Consider the following 19,049-nt stretch of genomic DNA (forward strand, 5'->3'; position numbering starts at 1 on the left):
CGCTCGGCGTCGGCCGCATGGTCCGCTTCTTCGGCGGGCTGTCGGCCCGGACCCGGATCGCCCTGGTCTTCGGCGCGGTCTTCCTGGTGCTCGGCGGGGCCCTGCTGACCGTCGTCAACCTGCTCTCCAGCGCGGGGACGGAGACGGAGGCGGAGGCGATCGCCCGCCGGGTGCGGCTGGTGCCGGCGCCGCTGCTGAGCCCCACCCAGGAGGCGTTCCGGTCCGGGAACGCGTACGGGGTGCCGTACGGAGTGGGGCCGATACCCGGCCTCCGCGGCTCCCAGTCGCAGCTCTCCGCCTCGTACTGGATCGACTCCGACCTCTCCACCGCGTACCAGCTCACGGACAACGTCAGCGACGCCGCGTCGCAGCAGATGCTGTACTGGTCGGTCGCCGCGCTGCTGGTGACGGCGTTGTGCGCGGTGGCCGTCGGCTGGTGGACGGCGGGGCGGGTGCTGCGCCCGGTGCACGCGATGACGGCCCGCGCCCGCCGGCTCTCGGAACGCACCCTGCACGAGCGGATCGGCGACGCGGACGGGCCCGACGACGAGCTGAGGGAGCTCGGCGACACCCTGGACGCGCTGCTCGCGCGGCTGGAGAAGGCGTTCGACAGCCAACGGCGGTTCATCGCGAACGCCTCGCACGAACTGCGCACCCCGCTCGCCACCCAGCGCACCGCGATCCAGGTCGGGCTCGACGCGGCCGCTTCGGCGGACGAGTTGGCGGCCACCAAGCAGGTGCTGCTGGAGAGCAACCGGCGCAGCGAGCGGCTGATCGAGGGGCTGCTGATGCTGGCGCGCGGCGAGCGCGGCTTGGAGGACTGCGAGGACGTCGACCTGGGCGCGATCGCTGCGGAGGAGGCGGCGCGCTACGACATCCGGGCGGTACGGGCCGGGGCGGACCGGCCGCGGCTCTCCCTGCGGAAGGGGGGCGGGGCGCCTGCACCGCGGGTGCGCGGTGACCGGCTGTTGCTGGCGCAGCTCGTGGACAACCTGGTCGCGAACGCCGTGGCGTACAACGTGCCGGGCGGAACGGTGTCGGTGGTGGTGTCCGGGGGCGTGCTGACCGTGGAGAACACCGGGCCGACGGTGTCGGAGGAGGACGTGCCGGCGCTCTTCGAACCGTTCAGGCGGGGGGAGGGGCGCGACCGGATGGGGCCGGGCGCGGGCCTCGGGCTCTCCATCGTCCGCTCGATCGCGGAGGCGCACGGCGGGACGGTGACGGCCCGGCCGGGGCCGTCGGGCGGGCTCTCCGTCACCGTGCGGCTGCCGGAGTCCCGTACGGAACGCGGCGCGGGGCGGACCGGTCGCCCGGCCCGCCCCGCGGGGCGCGTCAGGGGCGCCAGACCTTGAGCAGTCCGTCGAAGAGCTCCGCGGCGGGGAGGTCCTTCGGGGCTGGGCCCGCGTGGAAGAAGCCGACGTTCGGCGGGTTCTCCGCGGTCAGCTTGCGCAGGTAGTCGAACGCCTTCGCGTCGTGCTCGCCGAAGGCCACGAACTGCCAGAACACCGGGCGGTCGGCGGCGGCGGTGAGCGCGGCGGTGGCGGCGGTGCGGGACTCGGGCGCGCCGTCCGTCTGGAAGACGACGAACGCGGGCGCTGCGGGGTCCGCGGAGGCGGCGTGGAGTTCGAGCACCTTCTCGACGGCGAGGTGGTAGTTCGTCCGCCCCATGCGGCCGAGCGAGGCGTGCAACTCGTCGATCTTGCCCTGGTACGCGTCGGCGGTGAGGGCGCCGGTGCCGTCGACGTCCGTCGAGAAGAACACCACCGAGACCTCGGCCCGCCCGAGTTGCCCGGCGAGCGCGAGCGTCTGCTCGCCGAGCTTCTGCGCGCTGCCGTCCTTGAAGTACCCGCGCATCGACCCGGACCGGTCGAGCACCAGATACACGGCGGCCCGCTCGCCCTCGACGCCCGCTCGTGCGACGGCCGCTGCGGCGGCGGGGGCGTGGGGGGTGACGTCGGTGCCGGTGCCGGCCGCGGGCGCGCCTGCGGCGGGCTCGGCGGTGGCGTCGGCCGCGGTTGCCTGTGCGGGTGCGTCCGGCGTCTTGTCGGTGCTGACGGTCTCGTCTGCGGCCGGTTCGCCGTCCGTACTGGCGGGCGTGGCGTCGTTCGCCTCAGCGGCGGGGGCCGGCGCCTGGGCCGTGTCGTCGGTACGGGCGTCTGCGGGCGATTGCGCGGGTGCGGCCGCCGGCTGCGCGGTGTCTGCTTCGGCGGCGGGCGCGGCGCCAGTGGTCACGGCGTTAGCGGTCACGGCGTCAGTGGTCGCGGTGTCGGCGGTCGCGGTGTCGGCGGTTGCCGCCGGCTCCGCAGGTGCGGTTTCGGCGGGGGCCTCGGACCGGGCGGGGGCCTCGTCGTCGGCAGCAGGCGCGGCCTCCACGGCCTCCACGGCCGGAGCAGCGGCAGCACTGCCGGCGTCGGTCCCGGGCTCGACGTCGGCCCTGACCGGGGCGTCGTCGTCCTTTGACGCTTCGGACGCGACGGCTTCTGCGGGTGCGTCCGGCGTCTCGTCCGCGCTGACGGTGTCGGCCACGGCGGCCTCGGTGGCCGGGGCGGTTTCCGCCTGGGCGGTCTCACCCGCGGCACCGGTGTCGTCTGCGGCGGGCTTGGCTTCGGCACTGACGGGCGCGGCGTCTGCTTCGGCGGCGGTGGCAGCCTCGGCCTCGGTTTCGACCTCGGCCTCGGCCTTTGTCTCGGTCTTGGCGTCAGCGCTCGCCGGGGCGTCGTCGTCCTTCGCCGGCACGGGCATGGCGTCCGCCGACGGCTCGGGCTCGTCGGTGTCGACGGCGTTCTTCGCCTCGGCGGTTGCGGGGCCGGACGCGTCGGAGTCGTCGGCGGCCTGCGTCTCGTCAGAGGTGGTGGCGTCCGCGGACGCGCTGTCGGCCGCCGGGCTCGCGGCCTCGGCCTCTGCCGGTGCCTGCGGCTTCGCGGGCTCGGGCTCGACTGCGGCGGTCGGCTCGGCGTCCTTGCTCGTCGACGCGGCGGGCGCGGAGTCGTCGACCTTCGCCGCCTGCTCGGGCTCGGCGACGGCTCCGTCGGCGCTCGCCTCGGCGGTGTCGCCCGCGGGTGTGCTGTCGCCTGCGGCGGCCGGTGCGTCCGGCGCGGCACCCTTAGCGCCCTCGCCCTCGCCCTTGCTCGCGCCAGCAGCCACGTCAGCGTCGGCCGGCTCGGGCGTCGGCTCCGAGCGGGTCTGAGCCGGGACGGACGCCGAACGCGGGCGGGGGTTGTCGAAGGCCGCCGACACCAGGTCCGCCGCGTGGCTCTCGGTGGATTCAGCGCCGGACGCCGCCGTCTTCGCCGGTGCACCGGAGCCGGAGCCGGCATCGGAACCGGAGCCGGCATCGGAACCGGACGCGGACGCTGCCGGCTTCACGGACGCCGCAGCGGCCGCATCCGCATCCGCGGACTCGCGCGTCCCCGAAGCCGAAGCAGCCGGATCCGTACGGTCGGACTGGGGCGGAACGGAGGCCGACGCCGACGCCGATCCGCTGGTCTCCGCGCGGTCGAGACCGAACACCTTGCGCAGCAAACTCCGAATGCCCATGAGTGAGCCCTTTCGCATGAGTTGAATGCGTTGTTTATCCGCGCTCGGGGCAGACTGTCCCAGTACTCCCCTGGCCAGGGCGGACACGTAAGGTTATCCGCCGCACGCCCGCCAGCCCGGCAGGGGCGACCCGCTCGCCGTAGACCCCCGTACCGCACCGGATCCCGCCTCGGTTGGCCGGGACCTTACGGTCCACGTCCCGGATTCATCCACCGTTCACTCAACGTCCGCCACTTTGCACACGTTCCCCCCTAACGTCACGCCCGGAGAGATTCCGACACGCTGTCGGCGCGCTGCGCGCCGGAGGAGGACGAAGTGCGCAAGCTGCTGCCGTTGTTGAGCAAGCCGCACGCGGGTGGACGTTCCGCGCTGACCTGTCGTTTCCGCTGTGGTGACGCCTGCTTCCAGGAGGTGCCGAACACCAGCGACAACGAGTACGCCGGCGACATCATCGCGGGCGCGCTGTCGCGCCGTTCGATGGTGCGGGCCGCCGCGGTCGTGACCGTCGCCACCGCGGCCGGTGCCGCGACCGTGGCGAACGTGGGCGGCGGCGCGCAGGCCACCGCCGCGCCGCTGGCCGGCCGGGGCCGCGGGCCCGGCGCCGGCAGCGGTGACGGCGCCCGCGGCCTGCGCTTCTCGCCCGTCGCGCCCAACAAGGACGACAAGGTCACCGTCCCCGGCGGCTACACCCAGGGCATCGTGATCCGCTGGGGCGACCCGATCCTGCGCGGCGCGCCCAAGTTCGACCCGAACAAGCAGACCGCGAAGGCGCAGGCGGGGCAGTTCGGCTACAACAACGACTTCCTTTCGCTGCTGCCGCTGCCCGGCGAGCGCGGCCGACAGGTGCTCGTGGCGAACCACGAGTACACCGACGAGGTGCTGATGTTCCGGGGGTACGACCCGGAGAACCCGACCCGCGAGCAGGTGGAGATCGCCTGGGCGGCGCACGGACTGTCCGTCGTGGTGGTCGAGGAGGAGCGCAAGTCCGGCGGGCTGACCCCGGTGACCCGCCACCGCCTCAACCGTCGACTGACCGCGACCAGCGAGTTCAGGGTCACCGGCCCGGCCGCGGGCAGCCCGCTGCTGCGGACCTCCGCGGACCGCACCGGCTCCCGCGTCCTCGGCACCCTCAACAACTGCGCCGGCGGCGAGACCCCTTGGGGCACCACGCTGCACGGCGAGGAGAACTTCAACCAGTACTTCGCCAACGGCTCCAGCGCCACCGACAAGCGCTACGGCATCGGCACCGGCGCCTCCGAGCGCAAGTGGGAGCGGTTCGACAAGCGCTTCGACGTGCAGCAGGAGCCGAACGAGTCCCACCGCTTCGGCTGGGTCGTCGAGCTGGACCCGTACGACCCCGACTTCACGCCCCGCAAGCGCACCGCGCTGGGCCGCTTCAAGCACGAGGCCGCGCAGCCGCGGATGACGGACGACGGCCGCCCGGTGGTCTACATGGGCGACGACGAGCGGTTCGACTACTTCTACAAGTTCGTGTCGTCGAAGCGGATGATGAAGGGCAACTCGCGGGCCGCCCGCGAGCACAACCGCACCCTGCTGGACGAGGGCACCCTGTACGTCGCCAAGCTGTCCGGCGACAGCCCGCAGAGCGAGGTCGACGGCTCGGGCAAGCTGCCGAACGACGGCGAGTTCGACGGATCCGGCGTGTGGATCCCGCTCGCCACCGGCGACACCTCGCACGTGCCGGGCATGACCGCGGACGAGGTGTACGTCTTCACCCGTCTCGCCGGCGACAAGGTCGGCGCGACGAAGATGGACCGCCCCGAGGACGTGGAGCCCTCCCCGCGCACGGGGCGGGTGTACGTGGCGCTGACCAACAACAGCGACCGCGGCAAGCCGGGCAAGCCCGGCGCCGACGAGGCCAACCCGCGCAACCTCAACAAGCACGGCCAGATCCTGGAACTCGCCGAGAACTGGGACGACCCGACGGGCGACGGCTTCGCCTGGCGGCTGTTCCTCGTCGCGGGCGACCCGAAGGACCCGTCCACGTACTTCGCCGGCTTCCCCAAGGAGAAGGTCAGCCCGATCTCCTGCCCGGACAACGTCGCCTTCGACCCGCACGGCAACCTGTGGATCTCCACCGACGGCAACGCCCTCGGCTCCCACGACGGCCTGTACGGCGTGGCCACCCACGGCGAGCGGCGCGGTGAACTGAAGCAGTTCCTCACCGTGCCCAAGGGCGCGGAGACCTGCGGCCCGGTCATCCAGGAGCGTCGGGTGCTGGTCGCGGTCCAGCACCCGGGCGAGGTCGACGGTGCCTCCGTCGAGAAGCCCGCGAGCACCTGGCCCGACGGCCCGGGTCGACTCGTCCGCCCCTCGGTCGTCGCCGTCTGGCGCAAGGACGGCCGCGACATCGGCGTCTGAGCCGCGCCCCCTGGCCGCACCGGCGCACGGGCCCCCGCCCCCACCTGGGCGGGGGCCCGTCCCGTCCCCTGCCCCGGCCGGAACGCCCGCCGGGCCCTTCGCCGGGCCCTCTCGCAGGGAAAACCCCCGCCGCGTACGGTGCGCCGGGTCGTACAGTCAAGGCATGGCTTCCCAGGATTCGTCCGCACCACCGCCGCCCGCCGGCGGGTCCGAGCGCATCGACGCCTGGATCTGGTCCGTACGCCTGACCAAGACCCGCTCCCAGGCGGCGGCCGCCTGCAAGGCGGGCCACGTCCGGGTCAACGGACAGCGGGTCAAGCCGGCGCACGCCCTCAAGGTGGGCGACGAGGTCCGGCTCTTCCACGCCGACCGCGAAAGGCTCGTCGTCGTCTCCAAGCTCATCCGCAAGCGGGTGGGCCCGCCGGTCGCCGTCCAGTGCTACGTGGACAACAGCCCGCCGCCCCCGCCGAGGGAGTTCGTCGCGCCGGTCGCCGTGCGCGACCGCGGCACCGGCGGCCCCAGCAAGCGCGACCGCCGCCAGATGGACCGCCTCCGCGGCAGCGCCAAGCGCTGACCATCACCCTGTGCTGGCCATTACCAAGTGCTGACCGTCGCTCCATACTGACGTCACCCCGTGCTGGCCATCGCCCAGCGGAGCCGTGCGTTGGGGACCGTACCCCCTTTCGTGGCGCTGCGGCCCGGGTATCTCCCGGGGCGGATGCGTCAACGGGCGTCGTGCAACTCCAGCTTCGTCAATAGCGCCCGGTGGTCGGTGTCGGCCAACTCCAGGAAGCGGGCCGAGCGGACCGAGAACTCCTCGCTGATCAGCACGTGGTCTATCTGGGTGCCCAACGGCCGGCTCACCATCGTCGGCCAGGACGGCGTGCGCGCCGCACCCCCGAGGACCGCGGCGTCCCGCAACCCGCCCGCGTCCAGCACGCGGCGGAACGCGGCGTGGTCCTGCGAGGAATTGAAGTCGCCCGCGATGATGCCCGGGGCGTCCTTCACCCCGGCCGCGTACGTCCGTAGCTGGCCCAGCTCGCGGCGCCAGTCACCGAGGCCGCTCGGGACCGGCGGCATCGGGTGCGCCAACTGGAGGTGTACCTCGCGGCCTGCTATCTCGGCGACGGAATTGGGCTGCGCCAGCGTGGAGTCGATGCCGGGGGCGGTGCGCAACGGGTACTTGCTGAGGATGGCCGAGCCGAAGGCGAGCTTGCCCTCGACGACGTTCCGATGGGGGTAGTCCGCCAGCGGTATCTCCCGGGCCAGGCCCTCGGAGCACTCCTCCGCGCACTCCTGGACGAACACCAGGTCGGGCTGCTCGCGCTTGATGGCGGCGAGTAGGTCCTCCGTGGCATTGCCGAACTCCACGTTGGACGTGAGGACTTCGACTCCGGCTATGACCTTGCCGGAGGGCTTCTCGGCGAGCCCGGTGTCGTACGGCCGCACGAACCAGCCGGCGACCGCGAGCACCGCGGCGGCCCAGATCATGCCCGTGCGCCACCGGGCGAGGAGCGCCAGCAGCAGGGCCGCGCCGGTGGGCACCAACAGCCAGGGCAGGAAGGCCAACAACTGGGGGACGGGCGTCGTGGCGTCGGTGTCGGCGACCCGGCAGGCCACCACCACCGTCGGCACGAGCAGCAGCAGGGCGGAGAACCAGGCGGCCACCCGGCGGCTGCCACCGCCCCGCTGGCGCTCGGCAGGGGCGTCATCGTCCCGCTGCGCGGCGTCGTCCGCCGCCGTCGAGATGGCGCTGTCCACTCCGGCCTCCGGCTGTCTGCTGTGTCTGAAGAAGCGTCTGATGTATCGGACGGTGTCTGCGTGCGTGTGTAGCGGTGTCGCGTCGTCTGAGGCTGGCTGCGGCCATCCGCCGCGATTGCTGCATCCGCCGCGTCCGTGCCGCTCTGCCCTCACCCGTGATGACTTCAGTTTCGACGAGATCGTTCCCGCTGTCCCCGCCGTGGCGTCAACTCGCCGTATGCGGAACGGAGCCTTCAACTCCCGCGCCCGCAGCGCCCTCGGCGCCCGCACCGGACCCGGCGGGCGTACCGACCTCGCCCCCGGCCGGCGTACCGAGCTTTCTGTGCCGCCCGCGCCGGACCAGCGCCGCCACCAGCACGCCGGCCGTCATCAGGCACCACGCGGTGAGCCGCAGCGTCGCGGTCAGGGCGTCGAAGGCCGCGTCGGCCGCGGGGCGGTTCACCCGCAGCGGGAGGTCGTTCAGGGCGAGGAAACGGGCCAGTGCCACGGCGAGCAGGAGCAGCAGGCCGCCCGCGGCGAGCGCCAGCGCGAGTTCCGGGAGCCGGCGCCGGGCGACCAGCAGCACCGCGGCCATCAGCAGCAACGTCAGCAGCGGCAGCCAGACGCCGGCGAGCTGGAGCGTGTCGAACACCTCGCGCGCCGAGCCGAGCGTGTCGTGGTCCAGGACCGTGATCGTCGCGTCCCCCACCGGGATCTCGTGCGCGTACGGCACTCCGTCCTTGCTGAGCTGTGCTTTGAGCTGCTCGATCACCGGGGCCAGGTCGACGCTCGCCGTCTCGCCCTCGTAGCTGGTCAGCGCCTTTTCGACGGCGGTGTGGGCCGCCTGGTTCACCGTGTTCCAGGCCGTCCGGTACGCGTCCGTGCCGGCGAAGGAGAGCACGGCGTCGTGCACCAGGCCGCGCACCTCGTCCGCGGCGTCCGACGTGGCGAACTCCTTCATCACCTCGTCGGTGACCCGGTCGGCGACCGCGTCCTCCACGTCCCGGTCCGAGGCGAGCGGAGCCATGGCCGTGACGTATCCGTCGGTGTCGCCGATCTCCCGGTCGGCCCAGACGGCGAGTGCGCTCAGCGGGGTCAGGACGGCGACGAGGACGATCAGCACGGTCGAGAGGAAGCTCCGCACCCCTCCAGGGAAAGCGGGGTCGCCACCGGGCGCGAGCGGTGCGCCGCCGACCGGGCGGGCCCCGCGCCCACCCGGACGACGCGGTCGGGCGGTCGGGCGGTCGCGTTCCGGGCGGGCGCCGGGCCGACTTGCCGGGTACGGGGCGCGGGTGTGCCCTGGGAGGAGGACACGAGGACGCGCGGAGGCGGCGAGCGCGCGCCGCAGGGCGCGCTGCCCGTCCTGCCTCGGCGGTACGGAAGGAGCCTCCGCCATGGCCACGCACGCGACGGCGCCGATGCGCCACCACGGATCCCTCCAGTGGGCCGTACCCCTCGGCCTGGGCCTGCTCTTCGGCTTCTACGCGGGCTTCCTGCACCGCACCGGATCGCCGGTGAGCTGGTGGGACGTCCTGTACGGGGTGGTCGCAGGGCTCGTCTTCACCGCGCTGGTCTTCGGCCTGGGCAGGATTCAGGGCGCCCTCATCCAGGAGGTGCGCGCGGCGGCGTACGGTGTGCTGGGCGGCGCGGCGGTGGGGTTCCTGCACTCCCTGACCGGCGACAGCGTCTTCAGCTCGTCGATACTCGGACTCATCATCGGCGGGGCGATCGGCGCGGCGGCGTTCTACGTCTTCCACACCCACGAACCCTGATCGACACCGGCCAGCCCCGACCGGCCTCGATCGATCGAGCCCTGCCATGGCCCCGCGCCTGCTCTGCGCTGGTCCTGCGCTGGCCCTGACCTGGCGCTGACGAGGCCGTCAGTGGGCCGACAGCGGCCCGTCAGCGCGAATCTCGCGCGGTCGCCAGATCGGATCTGGCGACCGCGCGAGCATGTCTAGCGCCTCCTGGGTGAAGGGAGGTACGGACATGGACGACGGGGGAGCGGCGCCGCTACGGGTGGCCGTCATCATCGGGAGCACGCGGGACGAGCGGGTCGGCGGAAAGATAGGTGACTGGTTCACCGAGCGGGCTTCCGCGCGCGCGGATCTGGAGCTGTCGGTCATCGACCTGGTCGACTTCGACTTCCCGGCGCACTACCCCCAGCACGCCACCGCCCCGATGCAGGCGTTCACCGACCGGATCGCCAGCGCCGAAGCGTTCGTGATCGTCACCCCGGAGTACAACCGCTCGTATCCCGCTTCGCTCAAGCAGGCCGTCGACTACGCGTACGACGAGTGGCACGCCAAGCCTGTCGCTTTCGTAAGCTATGGGCACGGTTCGTGCGGGATACATGCGGTTGAGCACCTGCGCTCGGTCTTCACGGAGCTGCACACCGTGACCCTGCGCAACGGCGTGGCGATCGACCTCCTGGACGAGTCCCGGGGCGACCGTGACCGCTCGGTCGGGCTGATGCTCGACCAGCTCGGCTGGTGGGGGATAGCCCTCCGCGAGGCCCGGGCCGTCCGCCCGTACGCCTCCTAGGAAGACGCGACCCCGCGAGGCGCGCCTGAGGGGGCGCTGTCGGCAGCGGCGATCCCGTCGCGCTGGTCGACCGACCGATGAGTTTCGGCAATTGGCCGAGTCCACCTCCCACCACCCTGCCGAAGATGTTTTCGATTTTCGAGGACCAGAAGAAGCAAGGACTGACGAATGAGTACAGAGCTGGCAATCGAGACCAAGGGTCTGGTGAAGGTCTTCGGTGAGAACCGCGCCGTGGACGGCGTCGACCTCACCGTGCCCGCCGGCACGGTCTACGGCGTCCTCGGCCCCAACGGCGCCGGGAAGACGACCACGGTCAAGATGCTCGCCACCCTGCTGCGCCCCGACGGCGGCGAGGCCCGCATCTTCGGCAAGGACGTCCTCACCCGGGCGAACGAGGTCCGCAGCCGGGTGAGCCTCACCGGGCAGTACGCGTCCGTGGACGAGGACCTCACCGGCACGGAGAACCTGGTTCTGCTGGGCCGGCTGCTCGGCCACTCCAAGGCCGCCGCGCGCGTCCGCGCCGAGCAGTTGCTCGACGCCTTCGGCCTCACCGAGGCCGGCGACCGACAGATCAAGAACTACTCCGGAGGCATGCGGCGCCGCATCGACATCGCCGCCTCCATCCTGAACACCCCCGACCTGCTCTTCCTCGACGAGCCCACCACCGGGCTCGACCCCCGCAGTCGCAGTCAGGTCTGGGACATCGTGCGCGCGGTCGTCTCCCAGGGCACGACCGTGCTGCTGACCACGCAGTACCTGGACGAGGCGGACCAGCTGGCGTCCCGGATCGCCGTGATCGACCACGGCAAGGTGATCGCCGAGGGCACCAAGGGCGAGCTGAAGGCGTCGGTCGGCTCCGGCGCCGTCCACGTACGGCTGCGCGACGCGGCCCAGCGACCGGACGCCCAGCGACTGCTCAGCGGTGTGCTGGGCGGCGAGATCCAGTTGGACGCGGACCCGGTCGCCCTGACCGCCCGCGCCGGCGCGACCGACTCCGGGCAGGACGCCGCCGAGCAGGCCGGCCGGGCGCTCGCCGAGCTGGCCCGCGCCGGCATCACCGTGGACAACTTCTCCCTGGGCCAGCCCAGCCTGGACGAGGTCTTCCTCGCCCTGACCGACAAGGGCGCCAACCGCGCCGCGACCGACACCACCACCGCAGCGACCGTGACGAAGGGGGCGGCAGCATGAGCACCGCGACGACCACCAAGGCGACCAAGGACCTCGACGACATCGCCCTCGAAGCACCCAGGGCCGAGCACCTCGCCTCGGTGCTGGTGGGCCAGGAGCGACCACCGAAGCCCAGCGCGCTCTCCGCCTCGGTCACCTTCGGCTGGCGGGCAATGCTCAAGATCAAGCACGTCCCCGAGCAACTGTTCGACGTGACGGCGTTCCCGATCATGATGGTGCTGATGTACACGTACCTCTTCGGAGGTGCGCTGGCCGGCTCCACGCAGGAGTACATCCAGTTCCTGCTCCCCGGCATCCTGACGATGAGCATCGTCATGGTCACCATGTACACGGGCATCGCGGTAAACACCGACATCGAGAAGGGCGTCTTCGACCGGTTCCGTACGCTGCCGATCTGGCGGCCGGCTCCGATGGTGGGCTATCTCCTCGGCGACCTGGTGCGCTACGTCATCGCCTCGGTGGTGATGCTGGCCGTCGGCATGATCATCGGGTACCGGCCGGACGGCGGGTTCGTCGGCGTGGTGCTCGGCATCCTGCTGCTGATGGTCTTCGCCTTCGGCTTCTCCTGGACCTGGACGATGTTCGGTCTGCTGCTGCGCAGCGAGAAGTCGGTGATGGGCGTCAGCATGATGGTCCTCTTCCCGCTGACCTTCCTGAGCAACATCTTCGTCGACCCGAAGACCATGCCCGGCTGGCTCCAGACGTTCGTCAACAACAGCCCGGTGACCCACGTCTCCACGGCGGTCCGGGAGTTGATGGCCGGCGAATGGCCCGCGGCGGACATAGCGTGGTCGCTCGGGTGGGCCGGCGCGCTGACGGTCGTCTTCGGGGCGATCACGATGCGGCTGTACAACCGCAAGTAGGACGGGGGCGTGCCCTGGCACGACGAAGGCCCCCTCAGAAGAGGGGGCCTTCGTTCATGGAGCGCCCGGCAGGCCTTGCACCTACATTTCCCATCGGCAGATGGGCGTCTTTCCTTGGACCACAGACGCGTGACTTCCGGTCGGTGAACCGGAGTTACAAGAAGATCATACATACGATCGGGGGTGGTTGTCGCCTCGCGGACACGGAGTAGAAGGCCCCGCGCGGGTCAGAGCCGCCAGTCGACCGCGCGGGCCGGACGGTAGGAGCAGTGGGCGCCGGTGGTCACCGACTCCTTGAGATGCGCGGCCAGTTCGGGGTGGAGCTGCTGCATGCGGCGCAGGGCGTCGCGGATTCGGGCCGTGACCGTCTTACGGGCGCGCTCGGCCTCGTCGCCCAGTCGACGCGTACGGCCACCGAGGCCGGCAGCGGTGCGCAACTCGTCGAGCAGTGCGTCCCGTTCGCGGCTGTACTCAGTGGCGCGGCGTTCGTCACCCAGCTCGGCAGCCCGGTCGATCTCCTCGTCCAACCGCTCCAGCCGGCGGCGGTAGCTGGCTTTGGCCTCCTCGTCGAGGACGGGGTCGCCGCCGAGGCCGCGGGCGGCGATCACCTCGGCGCCGCCTTCAGGGGCCAGCAGTTGGACGGCGGACAGGTCGTCGCCGGCGTGCGTCAGCAGGGCGTGCAGATCCCGTAGGCCCTTGGCGTCCGGCATGTGCGCCACCCGGCCCTCGAAGACCAGCGCCCAGACGGCGCCCTCCCGATGGAACTGCGCGGTCGGCCCGGCCGAAGGGCCCGCGGCCGTAGGGCTCGTGTCCGAGGTTGCCGCGTGCGGACGTTCCTCCAGGGCCGGCTCCGGCGCAGGCACGGGCACGGGCGCAGACGTGGCCACCGGGGTGGGGTGGTGGGGCTGGAGGAGGTGTGTCATCTGTAGTTCTTCGGCGTCCCGGTGGACCGTTGCGACCAGGTCGGCGGGCGCGTCCTGGCCGAGGACGTCGAGGAGGGCGGCGCGGGAGCGCAGCGCCCAGGGCCGGGCCCGCATCCGGTCGGCGGACTCCGCGGCGGACGTCAGTGCGGCGACGGCCGCGGCCCGGTCGCCCCGGGCCGCTTCCAGCAGCCCGCGCCACAGGTCCACCGGCCCGCTGAGGTCGCAGCCGTAGAGGGAGACGATCCATTCGCCGGCGTGCGGCGCGAGGGCCGCCCGGGCCTCCTCCACCCGGGCCGGGTCGCCGGAGGCCGCCGCGACCTGGGCGTGCAGCCGCATCTGGATCGGGGCGAAGAGCCGCGGCACCGGCTCGGACAGCGCCGCCAGTTCCTCGTGCATCCGCAGTGCGAGGGCGGTGTCCCCGGTCTCGACGGCGGTGATGCCGATGCCGATCTGCGGATAGGGGTGGCCCAGGTCGTTCATCTCCGCCAGCAGGATCCGGGCTTCTTCGTACCGCCCCTGGAGCAGGAAGAGCGACCACTGCATGTGGGAGGTGACGTAGCCGAAGGTCGGGTGCTCCCGTTTGAGCACGCCGGCCGCCGACAGCAGGTCCACGGCGTCGGTGAACCGACCGGTGAAGGCGGAGACGAGGGAGTTGTCGATGGCGCGGGAGAGTTCGAAGCGGCGTTGCCCCAGCCGGCCCACCAGGCCGTTGAAGGCGCGCAGTTGCTCGAAGTAGCCCGGGTCGCCCAGCTCCAGCAGGGTGACCCAGCGCATCGAGGTGGCGTGCATCTCCATCTCGCGGTTGTGCGTGCGCCGGGCGACGGCCGCCATCTCGTCGGTGAGGGCCAGCCGCTCCCGGGCGGTGCCGAGGCCCCAGATGGAGTCGTGCCGGGCCCAGAGGGAGAAGCCGAGGGTGTCGTCGTCGTCCGCGCGGCGGGCCAGGGCCGTGATGCGTACGGCCAGGTCCTGGGCGACCTCTTCCACCGACAGCCGGGCGACCGGCTCCCCGCCGTCGCCGATCAGGGCCCGGTGCGCCTCGCGCAGCAACTCGACGCTGCGCGGGCCCGTGCCGAAGGCGCCGCCCGCGGTGAAGTCGTTCTGGTGGATCGTGATGGCGACCCGGGCCAGCAGCTCCGGATCGCGCACGCGGCGGGCGTGCGCTATGGCTTCCTCGTAGACGCGCCAGCCGTTCTCGTCGCCGTGGTGGTGCATCTCGGTGGCGAGGCTGAGCCGGATGAGGGTGGCCCGCTGGACGTCGTCGTCGCCCGTGACCTCCAGGGCGCGCTGGTAGTGCGCCACGGCCTCCTCGGACGCGAGCCGGCCCGAAGCGTCCTCGGCGGCTGCCGTCAGCAGGTCGACCCGGGCCTTGCGGTCCAGCTCGGGGCCGGCGAGGTACGCGTGGCGCGCGACGTCGGCGGGGAGCAGCTTGGCCCGTAGCGCGGAGGAGCCCGCCACGGCCCGTACGACTGAGGCGTGGCGCTCGTGGCGCTGCTGCTCGTCCAACTCGTCGTAGAGCGTTTCCCGTACGAGGTCGTGGACGAAGGCGAACCGGCCGGCGCGGCCGACGGTGACCAGCCGGGCGGCGGTCGCCCGCTCCAGCAGCCGGTCGGCGTGGGCCACGGGGACCCCGGACGCGGCGGCCAGCACCTGTCGGTGGAACTCCCGCCCCAGCACGGCCGCGACGTCCAGCAGCTCGACGACCGTCGCCGGCAGCAGCGCGAGCCGCCGCCGCACGGCTTCGCGCACGCCGGGCGCGACGGTGCCGAAGGGGCTGCCTCCGGCCCAGTTCCGTACGGTCTGCTCGATGAAGAAGGGATTGCCGCCGGAGCGCCGGTGGACCTCGTCGACCAGGGCGGCTTCCGGCTCGCTGCCGGCGAACAGCGCTATCAACGCGCCGACGTCCGCCCGGTCGAGGCCGGCGAGCGTGACGGTGGCGGTGGCGCGGGCGACGAGCGGCAGCAGTAGCGGGCGCAGCGGGTGGTCGGCGGCCTCGACCTCGGCGTCCCGGTACGTCCCGATGAGCAGGACCCGTTCGAACCAGGCGTGGCGCGCGATGAATTCGAGCAGCTTGAGGGTGGCCGGGTCGGCCCAGTGCAGATCGTCCAGGACGACCACGACGGGGCGCTGCTGGGCGGCGGTGACCAGGGCGGTCGTCACGGCGTCGTAGAGCGGGAAGGCGTCCGCGGCCTCGCCGGGCGGGACGCGGGCGACCGCCTCGCCCAGCAGCGTGCCGAGGCGGCCGTCGGCGGCCTTCTCGATGCGGGGCCAGGCGTCGCCGACGGCGCGCCGCAGCCCGCGCATGACCTGGACCCACGGCCAGTAACCCGGGGCGCTGTCGGAGTCCCAGCAGGAGCCGCCGAGCACGAGCGCACCGCGCCGTCTGGCTTCGTCGGCGGCGTCCGTGACGAGCGAGGTCTTGCCGATGCCCGCCTCGCCCGTGACCAGCACGAGGCCCCCGTGGCTTTCGGTGACCCGGCCGATTTCCGTGTGCAGGACGCGGGTGGGGTGCGCGCGCCCGATCAGTGCAGGGGTCATGCCCCAAACGATAGGAGGACCCACTGACAATCGCCCCGGGATAACCCCCGGGCGGCCCCCGGCCCGCGCCAGCCGCTTGCTCCGGCGCGCTGTCGCGTGCGCCCTGTGCTCGGTGCGTGCGCTGTGTGTAATGGGCGTGCTGGGTGTGCTGGGTCGGCGATTGGGGGCGGCGTGGACCGGAATACGTGGATCGTCATCGGGGTCGCCGTCCTGGCGCTGGGCTGGGTGAACTCCTCCGGCGATGACGACGACGGCGACAACGGCACCCCAGCGGCGAAGGGTTCCGCGGGGGCGTCGGCGAAGCCGGGGAGCGGGGTGCCGACGCCGACCGCGCAGCAGCGCACGGCGTTGCTGCGGGCGCTGAAGGCGGTGGACGCCGGGCTGGTCGCGAAGGAGGACCGGGCGGTGAGCCGGGCGCGCAAGGTGTGCAACGACATCAAGCACGGCAAGAGCGAGAAGGCGGTGCGGCCCAACACGAAGGCCCGGTTCGAGGGCAGTGCGGTGCCGAAGCTCACCGACGAGCAGGCGGCGGCGATCGTGGCGGCGGTGAAGACGTCGTTCTGCCCCTGAGGCCCCTGAGGCCCCTAGGGCCGCTGAGGATCCTGAGGCTGCCGTGGCCCCCGTGACCCCCGTGCGCGCCGGCCCCCGTGACCCCCGTGCCCGCCGGCCCCCGTGCCCCCCAGGCCCCCGCGCCGCCCCCAGGCCCCCGCGCGCGGCGGTGGGGATCACGACCGGGCCGCGTGCATCTCGCCCTCGGTGAGGGGCGGGGCGGTCAGCGGGCGCTTCCTGCGGCCGAGCAGCATGGGCCAGATCATGTCCGGCGCGAACAGTCGACTGGGCGCCCGCTCCAGGCTCATGACGTCCAGGAGGGCGCCCAGGGCGCGCGGGTTGGTGGCGCCGGTGTTGACGCAGCGGTCGAGGTAGCGGGCGAGGAGCCGGTCCAGGGGCCTGGGCGGTGCGTCCGTCGCGCCGGGGTAGAGCGCGTCCTGTCCGATGGCCAGGTTCCAGGCGGCGGCGACGGGCCGGGACGCGGCGCGTTGGAGGTGTCGGGCGGTGCCCGGGGAGTGGAAGTTGCCGGAGCGCAGGGTGTCGCGGACCGCGAGGGCGCACTGTGCGGCGACGGTGAGGCCGTGCCCGTAGGTGGGGTTGTAGCGGGCGACGGCGTCGCCCAGGACGACGAATCCTTCCGGCCAGCGCCGGAACTCCTCGTAGTGGCGGCGCCGGTTGGCGGTGCTGCGGCTGGTGAGGACGGGGCCGAGCGGCCTCGCGGAGCGGAGCAGTTCGCCGATCACGGGGTCGCTCAGGCCGAGGGCGAACTCGACGAAGGCGTCGGGATCGTCGGTGGGTTCGCCGCCGCGGGTGCCGGACAGGGTGACGATCCAGCGGCCGTTCTCTATCGGCAGGATGACGCCGCCCTGGCCCGGCGGTTTCGCGGGGTTCGCCTGCACGTTGACGACGGGGAACGCGATGTCGGCCGTCCGCCCGGGGGCCTCGAACAGGCGGGTGGCGTAGCGCACTCCCGCGTTCACCGTCGCTTCCCTGACCTGGGGGAGTCCCAGGTCCCGGAGCCATCGGGGAGCCTGTGAGCCACGGCCGGAGGCGTCCACGACCAGGGCCGCGTCCAGGGTCTCCGTGGAGTTGCCGGTCCGGATGCGCACGCCCCGCACCGAGGTGGCGTCCCCCTCCAGGCCGTGGGCGACGGCGTTCTGGCGCAGCGTGATCCGCTCGTCCTTGAGCACGCGTTGCCGCAGCACGTGGTCGAAGAGGTGCCGGGAGCAGACCAGGTTGGCGTGGTGCGTGGAGGTGAAGCGCCTGAACCACGTTTCGTTGGGGGCGCGGGAGACCATGTCGCCCATGATCTGCGTCAGTCGGGCACCGCTGGCGACGAGTTCGTCGACGAGGCCGGGGACGAGCTCGTTGAGGGCCGAGACGCCGCCGCTCCACACCAGGTGGGCGTGGTCGCCCTGGGGAAGTCCGCGGCGCCGCTCGGGTGCGTCGGGTAATGCGTCGCGTTCGACGATGACGACGTCGAAGAATTCCACGAGCGCGGCTGCCGCGAAGAGCCCCGTGGCACTTCCGCCGACGATGACTGCGGTTGGCTGTCTCACTCTGGTCCGCGCTCCGGTCCTGTCAGGCATGGGGAGTCGTCTTTTCTGATCCGAACAGGCTCTCATGGAATTCTTTGAGCCTTTGGGGGTTGTTCAGCATCCGGGAGATTGATTCCATGTGGTCAATTATTTCCGATCCGATCTCGATCGAATGGTCGTTTTCGCCCTGCCCGCCGTGGGATTCGATGGCGGAGCTGATGGCGACGGCGCCTGCGAGGCCGCGGGCCGTGCGTTCCTCCTCCTGGGCGAGAGCGGTTTCGTACGCCCGTTGGTAAAGGGACCTGTCGTAGTGCGGCGCGAGTTGTAAGAGGCCGTCCAGGATCTGCGTCTGGCGTTGCAGGAGGCGCAGGTCCAGCGGGGCGAAGCGGCCGACGGGGGCGGTCGCCGGGGACGGGGTCACCCGTTGGACGGCGCGGACGAGCGGCTTCAGCGTCCAGTAGGTGAGTTGGTCCCGCGGCCACTGCTGGAGGAAGGGGCCCACGACGGGGAGGATGAAGCCCAGGGCCACCAGGGTGCCGCCGAGGATGGCGAAGGGCGGCGCGATGAGGACGTTCAGGTCGTCCCAGTCCGTGCCGGTCCACCGCGCGCCGATGGCGAGGAACTTCGCGGTGACGAAGACGATGCCGCAGGCGTGGCCGAGTTGGAGGGAGACGAGTCCCGCCCTGAGCCAGCCTTCGCGCACCTTCGAGATCCACGTCCAGATCATCCAGGCGGAGACGACGGTGGATATCAGGTAGCCGAGGAGGTACAGGACGATGTGCTCGCGCATCCAGGGCGTGTTGGCGTAGAAGGTGTCCAGGTCGCGGGCGCGCGACTGGGGCACGTCGGCCATCAGGAACGTCGCCCACAGCGTGGCCACGATGCCGCCGTAGGTGATCCAGACCTGCCGGATCCTGGTGTCCCGCCGCTTGGAAGGCTCCTCGCGCCAGGTGATGAGCATCGTGAGGCACGCCCCGCAGAAGGCGTTGATCATGCTGTACGTCCACGGTGCCGCGATGTTCGGCACTCCGGTGAACGCGTTGATGTTCTGGATGTTCGGCGGCGTCACGGAGACGAAGACGGCCGATGCGAACAGCAGGACGAGCCAGGTGGCCCTGGAGTTCGGGTCCTTCCAGGAACGGATGATCGTCGGCGACTTGAGCGAAAGGCCGGCGATGAGGAGGACGGTCGGCAGGATGTACGGGTGGTAGATCGGTACGCCGTTCATGGTGCGTGGACGCTGCCGGGCG

At 72.2% G+C, this 19,049-nt stretch carries 14 protein-coding genes; 8 read left to right on the forward strand and 6 right to left on the reverse strand.

The genetic code is table 11. The annotated features are described in order from the left end of the window. Positions 1 to 17: 17 nt before the first annotated feature. On the forward strand, positions 18 to 1,352 hold the full coding sequence (locus ACH4E8_RS16055; RefSeq protein WP_398449201.1) for a sensor histidine kinase: 1,335 nt from the start codon (positions 18 to 20) through the stop codon (positions 1,350 to 1,352). Here ACH4E8_RS16055 and ACH4E8_RS16060 read toward each other — a convergent pair. Further along, positions 1,333 to 3,537 (reverse strand): VWA domain-containing protein, encoded by a 2,205-nt coding sequence (locus ACH4E8_RS16060; RefSeq protein ID WP_398448502.1) that lies wholly within the window; start codon positions 3,535 to 3,537, stop codon positions 1,333 to 1,335. The genes ACH4E8_RS16055 and ACH4E8_RS16060 overlap by 20 nt on opposite strands. Positions 3,538 to 3,852: 315 nt before the next feature. Between ACH4E8_RS16060 and ACH4E8_RS16065 the strand changes: the two genes are divergently transcribed. Together ACH4E8_RS16065 and ACH4E8_RS16070 are read left to right on the forward strand one after the other, a co-directional pair. Next, entirely contained in the window at positions 3,853 to 5,919 is a 2,067-nt protein-coding gene (locus ACH4E8_RS16065) for a PhoX family protein (protein ID WP_398448504.1), read from the forward strand. A 163-nt stretch (positions 5,920 to 6,082) separates the two neighbouring features. Further along, a complete protein-coding gene (locus ACH4E8_RS16070; RefSeq protein ID WP_398448505.1) occupies positions 6,083 to 6,493 on the forward strand; it encodes an RNA-binding S4 domain-containing protein in 411 nt (136 codons plus the stop codon). 149 nt (positions 6,494 to 6,642) lie between these two features. On the opposite strand, the gene ACH4E8_RS16075 is transcribed toward ACH4E8_RS16070, so the two are convergent. Next, the gene (locus ACH4E8_RS16075; protein WP_398448507.1) at positions 6,643 to 7,680 is read right to left on the reverse strand and encodes an endonuclease/exonuclease/phosphatase family protein; all 1,038 of its coding nucleotides are present in this window, start codon (positions 7,678 to 7,680) and stop codon (positions 6,643 to 6,645) included. Between the two features lie 205 nt (positions 7,681 to 7,885). After that, positions 7,886 to 8,803, reverse strand: coding sequence for a hypothetical protein (locus ACH4E8_RS16080; RefSeq protein ID WP_398448509.1), 918 nt, complete (start codon positions 8,801 to 8,803; stop codon positions 7,886 to 7,888). A gap of 250 nt (positions 8,804 to 9,053) precedes the next feature. Between ACH4E8_RS16080 and ACH4E8_RS16085 the strand changes: the two genes are divergently transcribed. From ACH4E8_RS16085 to ACH4E8_RS16100, 4 genes are all read left to right on the forward strand, one after another. Then, a complete protein-coding gene (locus tag ACH4E8_RS16085; protein WP_398448511.1) occupies positions 9,054 to 9,431 on the forward strand; it encodes a hypothetical protein in 378 nt (125 codons plus the stop codon). Positions 9,432 to 9,648: 217 nt separating this feature from the next. Next, complete coding sequence (locus ACH4E8_RS16090) at positions 9,649 to 10,203, forward strand: NADPH-dependent FMN reductase (RefSeq protein WP_398448513.1); 555 nt, start codon at positions 9,649 to 9,651, stop codon at positions 10,201 to 10,203. A 168-nt stretch (positions 10,204 to 10,371) separates the two neighbouring features. Then, positions 10,372 to 11,391, forward strand: coding sequence for an ATP-binding cassette domain-containing protein (locus tag ACH4E8_RS16095; RefSeq protein WP_398448515.1), 1,020 nt, complete (start codon positions 10,372 to 10,374; stop codon positions 11,389 to 11,391). Next, positions 11,388 to 12,254: an ABC transporter permease gene (locus tag ACH4E8_RS16100; RefSeq protein WP_398448517.1), complete on the forward strand. Its 867-nt coding sequence runs from the start codon at positions 11,388 to 11,390 to the stop codon at positions 12,252 to 12,254. The genes ACH4E8_RS16095 and ACH4E8_RS16100 overlap by 4 nt, the downstream gene beginning before the upstream one ends. Before the next feature lie 227 nt (positions 12,255 to 12,481). Here ACH4E8_RS16100 and ACH4E8_RS16105 read toward each other — a convergent pair whose 3' ends face one another. Beyond that, positions 12,482 to 15,712 carry an ATP-binding protein gene (locus ACH4E8_RS16105; RefSeq protein ID WP_398448519.1) on the reverse strand — a complete coding sequence of 1,077 codons (3,231 nt, stop codon included), beginning with the start codon at positions 15,710 to 15,712 and terminating at the stop codon, positions 12,482 to 12,484. A gap of 171 nt (positions 15,713 to 15,883) precedes the next feature. Here ACH4E8_RS16105 and ACH4E8_RS16110 point away from each other — a divergent pair, with 171 nt between their 5' ends. Further along, on the forward strand, positions 15,884 to 16,282 hold the full coding sequence (locus tag ACH4E8_RS16110) for a DUF732 domain-containing protein (RefSeq protein ID WP_398448521.1): 399 nt from the start codon (positions 15,884 to 15,886) through the stop codon (positions 16,280 to 16,282). Between the two features lie 155 nt (positions 16,283 to 16,437). On the opposite strand, the gene ACH4E8_RS16115 is transcribed toward ACH4E8_RS16110, so the two are convergent. Continuing rightward, on the reverse strand, positions 16,438 to 17,850 hold the full coding sequence (locus tag ACH4E8_RS16115) for an FAD-dependent oxidoreductase (protein WP_398448522.1): 1,413 nt from the start codon (positions 17,848 to 17,850) through the stop codon (positions 16,438 to 16,440). Then, entirely contained in the window at positions 17,843 to 19,027 is a 1,185-nt protein-coding gene (locus tag ACH4E8_RS16120; RefSeq protein ID WP_398448524.1) for an MAB_1171c family putative transporter, read from the reverse strand. Before ACH4E8_RS16120 ends, ACH4E8_RS16115 begins: the two co-directional genes overlap by 8 nt. Positions 19,028 to 19,049: the final 22 nt, after the last annotated feature.

Source organism: Streptomyces sp. NPDC017979, assembly GCF_044328175.1.
Taxonomy (GTDB): domain Bacteria; phylum Actinomycetota; class Actinomycetes; order Streptomycetales; family Streptomycetaceae; genus Streptomyces.

Excerpts from the sequence above, each read along its gene's own strand:
- ACH4E8_RS16120 (WP_398448524.1), bottom strand. The coding sequence starts at position 19,027 with ATGAACGGCGTACCGATCTACCACCCGTACATCCTGCCGACCGTCCTC.
- ACH4E8_RS16105 (WP_398448519.1), bottom strand. The coding sequence starts at position 15,712 with ATGACCCCTGCACTGATCGGGCGCGCGCACCCCACCCGCGTCCTGCAC.
- ACH4E8_RS16090 (WP_398448513.1), top strand. The coding sequence starts at position 9,649 with ATGGACGACGGGGGAGCGGCGCCGCTACGGGTGGCCGTCATCATCGGG.
- ACH4E8_RS16100 (WP_398448517.1), top strand. The coding sequence starts at position 11,388 with ATGAGCACCGCGACGACCACCAAGGCGACCAAGGACCTCGACGACATC.
- ACH4E8_RS16095 (WP_398448515.1), top strand. The coding sequence starts at position 10,372 with ATGAGTACAGAGCTGGCAATCGAGACCAAGGGTCTGGTGAAGGTCTTC.
- ACH4E8_RS16085 (WP_398448511.1), top strand. The coding sequence starts at position 9,054 with ATGGCCACGCACGCGACGGCGCCGATGCGCCACCACGGATCCCTCCAG.
- ACH4E8_RS16115 (WP_398448522.1), bottom strand. The coding sequence starts at position 17,850 with ATGCCTGACAGGACCGGAGCGCGGACCAGAGTGAGACAGCCAACCGCA.
- ACH4E8_RS16055 (WP_398449201.1), top strand. The coding sequence starts at position 18 with ATGGTCCGCTTCTTCGGCGGGCTGTCGGCCCGGACCCGGATCGCCCTG.
- ACH4E8_RS16060 (WP_398448502.1), bottom strand. The coding sequence starts at position 3,537 with ATGGGCATTCGGAGTTTGCTGCGCAAGGTGTTCGGTCTCGACCGCGCG.
- ACH4E8_RS16070 (WP_398448505.1), top strand. The coding sequence starts at position 6,083 with ATGGCTTCCCAGGATTCGTCCGCACCACCGCCGCCCGCCGGCGGGTCC.